This window comes from Pseudoalteromonas sp. S3260, assembly GCF_005886925.1.
GTDB classification, from domain to species: Bacteria; Pseudomonadota; Gammaproteobacteria; order Enterobacterales; family Alteromonadaceae; genus Pseudoalteromonas; species Pseudoalteromonas tetraodonis.
On record NZ_PNCV01000039.1, the window covers coordinates 20,618 to 27,529 of the forward strand.

At 40.3% G+C, this 6,912-nt stretch carries 5 protein-coding genes; 4 read left to right on the forward strand and 1 reads right to left on the reverse strand.

Features of this window, described 5'->3' with window-relative positions; genetic code table 11:
* Positions 1 to 4: 4 nt before the first annotated feature.
* Positions 5 to 2,350 carry a DNA polymerase II gene (locus CWC14_RS07755; protein WP_138562205.1) on the reverse strand — a complete coding sequence of 782 codons (2,346 nt, stop codon included), beginning with the start codon at positions 2,348 to 2,350 and terminating at the stop codon, positions 5 to 7.
* 60 nt (positions 2,351 to 2,410) lie between these two features.
* Here CWC14_RS07755 and dinG point away from each other — a divergent pair, with 60 nt between their 5' ends.
* From dinG to CWC14_RS07775, 4 genes are read left to right on the forward strand one after another with little or no spacing between them, the layout of a single operon-like run.
* Entirely contained in the window at positions 2,411 to 4,486 is a 2,076-nt protein-coding gene (dinG, locus tag CWC14_RS07760) for an ATP-dependent DNA helicase DinG (RefSeq protein WP_028834065.1), read from the forward strand.
* Positions 4,486 to 5,262 (forward strand): TSUP family transporter, encoded by a 777-nt coding sequence (locus tag CWC14_RS07765; protein ID WP_138562207.1) that lies wholly within the window; start codon positions 4,486 to 4,488, stop codon positions 5,260 to 5,262. Before dinG ends, CWC14_RS07765 begins: the two co-directional genes overlap by 1 nt.
* 1 nt (position 5,263) lies before the next feature.
* Positions 5,264 to 5,872 carry a primosomal replication protein gene (locus CWC14_RS07770; protein WP_138562209.1) on the forward strand — a complete coding sequence of 203 codons (609 nt, stop codon included), beginning with the start codon at positions 5,264 to 5,266 and terminating at the stop codon, positions 5,870 to 5,872.
* Entirely contained in the window at positions 5,872 to 6,819 is a 948-nt protein-coding gene (locus tag CWC14_RS07775; protein WP_249928721.1) for a histone deacetylase family protein, read from the forward strand. Before CWC14_RS07770 ends, CWC14_RS07775 begins: the two co-directional genes overlap by 1 nt.
* The last annotated feature ends 93 nt before the right edge of the window (positions 6,820 to 6,912 follow it).

Sequence of the window (6,912 nt, forward strand, 5' to 3'; positions counted from 1 at the left end):
TAAGCTAAAACAACGAGGCTTGTGTAGATTCAGATGTTGTGTTTAATGCGCTTAATATCATTTGCGCTACGGGTTCAAGCTGTCTTTGAATGTATAGAGGGTAATTAAGGGTGTTTTTACCGCTATAAAGTTCGGCGCCTGTTATTGCGTAAACATATTCGATTACTTGCCCGCGTTTTATTTCAAACTCAGGATGATTCGCTTTGTATTTTTTAACAGCTTGAACATGAGGAGGAATATTTTTGATGTAATCGTTAAGGTGCTGCCCTAACCGCTTTCTATATACTAATTTACGGTCGAACTCACCATTATAAAGTTTTTGCGTGTAGCTATTTATTATATTGTGTAGTTGCTGTATTTCGAAGTGACTAGAGAAAAGTGTTTCAAACAACTGTGTTTGAAACTCCTGCGCAAACTCAGTCCAATCACTGCGAACGGTTTCCATACCTTTAAAGACTAACTTTTTTTCATTATTTTTGGTTACTTGACCAACATAACGTTTTTTAGAACCTGTTTTTTTACCTCGTATAGTTGGCATAAAAAAAGGACTGTAATGGGTTTCAAATTCAATTTCTAAATAGCTTTGCAAGTCATAACGCTGCATTAAATCGACCTGCCACTTTTTGTTGATATGTCGAACAAGTTGGCAGCCAATTTCGTTGCATTGCTCAGGGCTTTTATCTTCACAAAGTTTTACAAACGTAGAGTCGGTATCACCATATATCACCTCAAAGCCTTGCGCTTCTATCCATTTACGGGTTGTTTGCATTATCTCATGGCCGCGCAAAGTAATGGAACTCGATAAACGCGGGTCGTAAAACCGACAGCCTTTAGAGCCCAGTACGCCATATAAGCTATTCATAATAATTTTAATCGCTTGCGAGAGCATAGGTTGATTAGTGTCTTTTGCTTCTTGGCGAGTTTGTGTCAGGTGCTCAATTAATTTTGGCAGGTGGTGCTGCGTTCTTGAAAATAACGCCTGATTAAACCCTTCAACCGCTTGCTCTGGTGCATTTAACCCTGCGATTAAACCTAGCGGGTCAATACAAAACGTACGCATAATTGAAGGGTATAAGCTTTTGAAATCCAATACCAAAACGTTTTTATACAGCCCTGGAGTCGACTCCATCACATAGCCACCGGGGCTCTCAAATGAGAGGCCATGATCGCCTAAATTGGGGGCAACATAACCACTGCGATGCAATAACGGTAAATATAAGTTTGTAAACGCGGCAACCGAGCCCCCCATGCGTTCCAGTTCGAGCCCTGTTATTTGGGTTCTGACAATGGCAAATTCAAATAGCTTTAATTTTTCGAAAATTTGATTAACCAAAATACAATCTTGACGATTATAAGCCGCTAGAGAAAGCTTATCTTCGTTAAATTGACGAACAATTTCAGTTAATCGGTTATCGGTTTTTATTAATTTAGATTCGTTAAGTACCCGCTCTGCAACATTGGCTAATGAAAAGCTGTCAAATCGGTAAGTGGCATTTTTTAATGTATCAATGCCATCAATGACGCACCGCCCAGGAAGCGTTAATCGGGTGTAATGGCCTTTATTAATATACAAAGGTTGATTATCTCGGCCAAAGTTAAGGGTAAGCCCTAACGCCTCTGCGCGTTCTTGCAATAAACTAAAGTCAAAATCAATAACATTCCAACCAATAATAACATCAGGATCGTTATTTATAATGTACTGCTGCAACTTGGTAAGCAGGTTAATTTCGTCATAGCACCAGTCAATTTCAAATGTCGAATCACTTTGCTGCGGCTCCCCTATCATCAATGCACAATCTAAGCCATTTCCCACAAGTGCTACACTAAATAACACCCCATCGCCATTACATTCTATATCCAAAGAAACAGACGTAAGCGTTGGCGTGTAATCTTTGTTTGCTTTTAACTTTGCGTCACTAATTTCAATAAAGCCATTTTTAGTTGTGGCGTTACCCGTTACCCACACACCTCCTTTAATAAAGCGCTCCATTAAAAAGCGGTCACTGTGGCGAACATCGGCTTCGTAAATAGGCATTGCTTGCTCTAAAAGAGCGCGTGCAGTATATAAACTTTTTATATCGTTAAAGTAACAGGCAACACATTCGTTGCCACTAAAATGACACAACTCAACCTTATTAAACTGCGCTTTTATATTTGCCTGTGCGAGTAAAGTATTTGCAGTATGTTGCGCTGACAATGGGATGAAAAACACTGCCTGCTGGTTTTCAATAATAACTTTAAGTGGGCCATGATCAGAGCTTAGCCAATAACACAAAGTAATACCTTGCGTATTTTTAGCGCTGTATTGTTGTCTTGATAAAATAAAGCCCTGATAGATTGCTTGTGTCAATGTTCGATCCCACTTAATATATACACTGTAATTATATACATATTTTAGGTTAATCATCACATGCTATCGAGCTCACTTAAAAAAACAATTAGACAAGTACACCAGCATGTTGCAAATAACCTAACCGATTACCGCCCTCGCAGTAGTCAAAACTATTTAGTTGCTGAAATCGCCAAAACATTAGCCGGTGAATACCATAAAAAACAACGTATTTGTGTTATTGAAGCAGGCACAGGCACCGGAAAGTCATTAGCTTACTGCCTAGGCGCTCTGCCACTGGCATTAGCACAAAAAAAGAAACTGGTTATTTCTACGGCTACTGTGGCTTTGCAAGAACAATTAATAGCTAAAGAACTGCCGTTTTTTAAAAAGCACTCAGGACTCGATTTTAAATTTGATTTAGTCAAAGGTCGCCAACGTTATATTTGTGCACACAAACTTCATAATGCACTAAACAGCGATAGTCAAACTCAAATGGAGTTTATGCCTACCCTTACATCGCCATTAAGCGATATGGAAACTAAGTGCTTAAAGCAACTTTACGATGCCTATATCAATAAAAAATGGCAAGGTGATAGAGACAGCTGGGCCGATACCATTCCTGATAGAGTATGGGGGCTCATTGCTTGCGATAAGCATGCTTGCCAACGCCAGATGAAAGCACACCAAACATGTCCTTTTCAACTCGCCCGCCAGCAGTTAATGCAAATGGATGTATTGGTTATAAACCATTCGTTACTGTTAGCCGATTTAGACTTAGGGGGCGGAAAAATTTTACCCGAGCCCGACAACACCATTTATGTAATCGATGAAGCGCACCACCTTGCACATATTACCCGCGACTTTTCATCTGCCGCCGCCACAATAAAAGGCACGATAGATTGGCTCGACAAACTTACTAAATTCAGTGGCAAAATGGCCAAAGTGTTAGTGGGTCAAAAAGGTATTGGGCAAAACTTTAAGTTATGCGATAGCGTTAACGATGCTAACAAAGATTTAAAAGTGGTGCGCGATATACTCGACAACGCTGATTTTGAATATTCAAAAGACGATACCTATCGCTTTGAACATGGTGAAATCCCTAAATCGTTACATGCTAAGGCAAAAGATATTAGCGAAGCCACGCTTGATGCATTACGGTGTTTAAATAAAATGCACGACACCCTCACCCAAGATGTAAGCGACGGTGATATTAAACCTTATGTTGCCGACCCCATTCTGGCTGAAAGCGGGCAATACATAAACCGATTAGAGCAACTTAATAAATTATGGTTTAGTTACGCCACTAAAGGCGAAGGCACACCGCATGCTCGATGGATAAAACGACTTGAATATAAAAGCCATCATGATCACTTGCTTAGCGACTGCCCCATTGAGGTCGGTTACTATTTAAAAGATAAGCTGTGGAACGAATGTGCTGGAGCCGTGTTATGTTCAGCTACCTTGAGCGCACTCGGTTCATTTGATCACTTTGCCTATGAAAGCGGTCTTGCTAAAGAAGAAGGGGTGAAATTTATTAAAGTCCCCTCTCCGTTTGACTACCCAAAACAAGCCACTTTACGCATTCCGGCCTCAAGTATAGAGCCAACAGATAAAGAATTTAGCGATCATATTGCTAAAACACTACCCGAGTATCTAAACACTAAAAAAGCCAACTTAGTGTTATTTGCCTCTTACTGGCAAATGGATCATGTAAGTAAGTTTCTTAGAACAAAAGGATTTAACTTATTAGTACAAGGTGAAATGTCACGAGAAGCTTTACTCAAATTACATACTAAAAATATTGATGAAGGCAAGGGCAGTATTTTATTTGGTACCCAAAGTCTTTCTGAAGGGCTTGATTTACCTGGGAAGTATTTAGAAAACCTGATTATTACCAAAATTCCGTTTGCGGTGCCCACCTCGCCTATCGAAGAAGCGCAAGCAGAGTTTGTGCAAAGTAAAGGCGGTAATCCGTTTTTATCGATAACCGTGCCAGACGCAGCAAAGAAATTGGTACAAAGCTGTGGTAGACTGCTGCGTAAAGAAAGTGATGCAGGCACAATAACTATTTTAGATAGACGCCTAGTCACCAAACGATATGGCAAAGCCATGCTTGACACCTTACCACCTTTTAAAAGACAAATAGATTACTAATGTTTGAACTTGCACTCGACCCAACAACTTGGGCTATTTTATGTGGCGTTGCACTTTTAGCTGGCTTTATTGATGCTATTGCTGGCGGCGGTGGATTACTCACTGTACCAGCACTGTTAACGGCAGGATTACCTCCTCATTTAACGCTTGGCACTAATAAATTGGCCGCCAGTTTTGGCTCGTTAACGGCCAGTATCACCTATTATAAAAAACAACTATTTAACCCACGATTTTGGTTTGCTTCTATTATGGCTACCGCCATAGGTGCTTTGTTAGGCACACTTATTGTTGATCATTTAAGTATCGAGTTTTTAAATAAGCTCTTACCCATTATTATTATTTTAGTGGTTTGCTACAGCTTGTTTGGTAATTTAAGTACCACACAAAGTGATGATCTGCCTAAATTAACCCGCACAATAAAAGTAAAACAGTGGCTACAAGGATTAAGCCTAGGTTTTTTTGATGGTTTAGCTGGGCCTGGAACGGGAACTTTTTGGACTGCCTCAAACGGTATGCTTTATAAAATGAGTTTGCTACTCAATTGTGGTTTGGCGCGTTCAATGAATTTTGTTTCTAACTTCATCTCTCTGATCACCTTTGTTGCACTTGGCCATGTTAACTTTTTACTGGGAATTACAATGGGCTTCTTTATCATGCTTGGTGCATGGTTTGGCGCACATTCAGCTATTCGTTTTGGCAGTAAATTTATTCGCCCAGTATTTAATACTATGGTTATACTTTTAGCGTTAAAACTAATTTACGAGGCATACTTTTAATATGCAATCTGCTGCTTTAGACAAACTACGCCAACAAGTTGCTACGCTTAAGCAACAAGCTGAGCAATTTGATAAAGCAAAATTATTTGCTAAAAATCGTTATATGCAGGCACAGCCAAGCTTATTTGACAAAGCCGTATTTAGCACCAAAAGCATGAACTTGGTTGATTACGTAGTAGAAATAGAAGATGAAATAGCCAGCCTACCACCGAGCGAACACCGTCATGCTTACACCTATGCACTTGAGCGCATTGCCAGCCAAGTACAAGCGGTATTTAATGTTATTAAATCGACTCCTATTTGGGTGAAAGAAAATAAAAATCATTATAAGCCTCGTGCTAAACAGCCTGTTTATAAACAAGCGGTGCAAAAAATCATGCAATCATCCCACGAATTATATGATGAACTTAAACAAAACCATGAATTTGAGCGCCGCCTGATATTAATGATTGAAGAGCGTAAGTTACAAATGGAAAAAGCATCACCTGCGCAAGCACAAAAACTTAATCAAGAAATTTTAACCACTCATGCACGACTCGGCCGTTGCAGAAAAGCAATTTCTGCCACCGAAGACAAAATTCAACAAGTAGAAAAACAACAGCTACGCTAATGCAGCTTTATTATCACCATCTGTACTCGCAATTAGAGTTACCTGACCGCCATCGATTTCCAATAAAAAAGTATCAGCAGCTTAAGCATGAAATAGAGCGTTTAGGCTACACCCAATTTATATCGCCTTCGCCAGCAACAACAGCGCAATTGAAATTGTGTCATAGCTCAGAGTACATCGCTGATTTTTTAAATGGCTCGTTAACTGACAAAGCAGTTAAAAAAATGGGATTTCCGCACTCACCTGAACTAGTCGAGCGAACCCTTTATTCTGTTGGTGCCAGTATTCAAGCAGCTGAGAATGCACTGCAAACCGGCTTAGCGGTTAATTTAAGTGGCGGTTATCATCATGCTTATAACAATTACGGCAGTGGTTTTTGTATTTTTAATGATTTAGCCATTGCTGCAGCCCACCTTATTGCAACGGAGCAAGCCGACACCGTATTAATATTTGATTGTGACGTGCATCAAGGTGACGGCACAGCGCAAATAACCCAACAGCACGAGCAGATAATTAGCTGCTCAATTCACTGTGAACAAAACTTTCCTCGGCAAAAACAGCACTCAAACTACGACTTTGCCTTGCCAGCAAACACCATAGATGCAGAGTACTTAACAACACTAGAGCAAGCTCTCGAGTTATGTGTTCGTCTCCACCAGCCCGATATTATTTTATATAATGCGGGCGCCGATATTTATACCAAAGACGAACTTGGCTTATTTGATGTTTCTTTGGCTGGCGTATACGCGCGTGACTTTGCCGTTCTTAACTTTTGTAAGCAGCGAAACATCCCGCTTATGTGCGCTTTAGGTGGTGGTTATCAGCGTAACATCAAAAATTTAATTAGGGTCTGTTGGCCTTTCAAGGTTAAATTTGCCGCAGTCTGTTTGGTATTTAGGCAAGGCAGAGCTTATGTGGTGTGGTTATTCCCCATAAATAGGCGATAACGCAGCATTAATGCCAAACAGGCGCTGCCCGAAGGGTTCTGCCTAGGGGCGATTTACTCTTTGTTGCTCGGTTTTGACTTAGCCCACTAGGTT

Coding starts and splice junctions, on each gene's coding strand:
- dinG (WP_028834065.1), top strand. CDS start 2,411: ATGCTATCGAGCTCACTTAAAAAAACAATTAGACAAGTACACCAGCAT.
- CWC14_RS07765 (WP_138562207.1), top strand. CDS start 4,486: ATGTTTGAACTTGCACTCGACCCAACAACTTGGGCTATTTTATGTGGC.
- CWC14_RS07770 (WP_138562209.1), top strand. CDS start 5,264: ATGCAATCTGCTGCTTTAGACAAACTACGCCAACAAGTTGCTACGCTT.
- CWC14_RS07775 (WP_249928721.1), top strand. CDS start 5,872: ATGCAGCTTTATTATCACCATCTGTACTCGCAATTAGAGTTACCTGAC.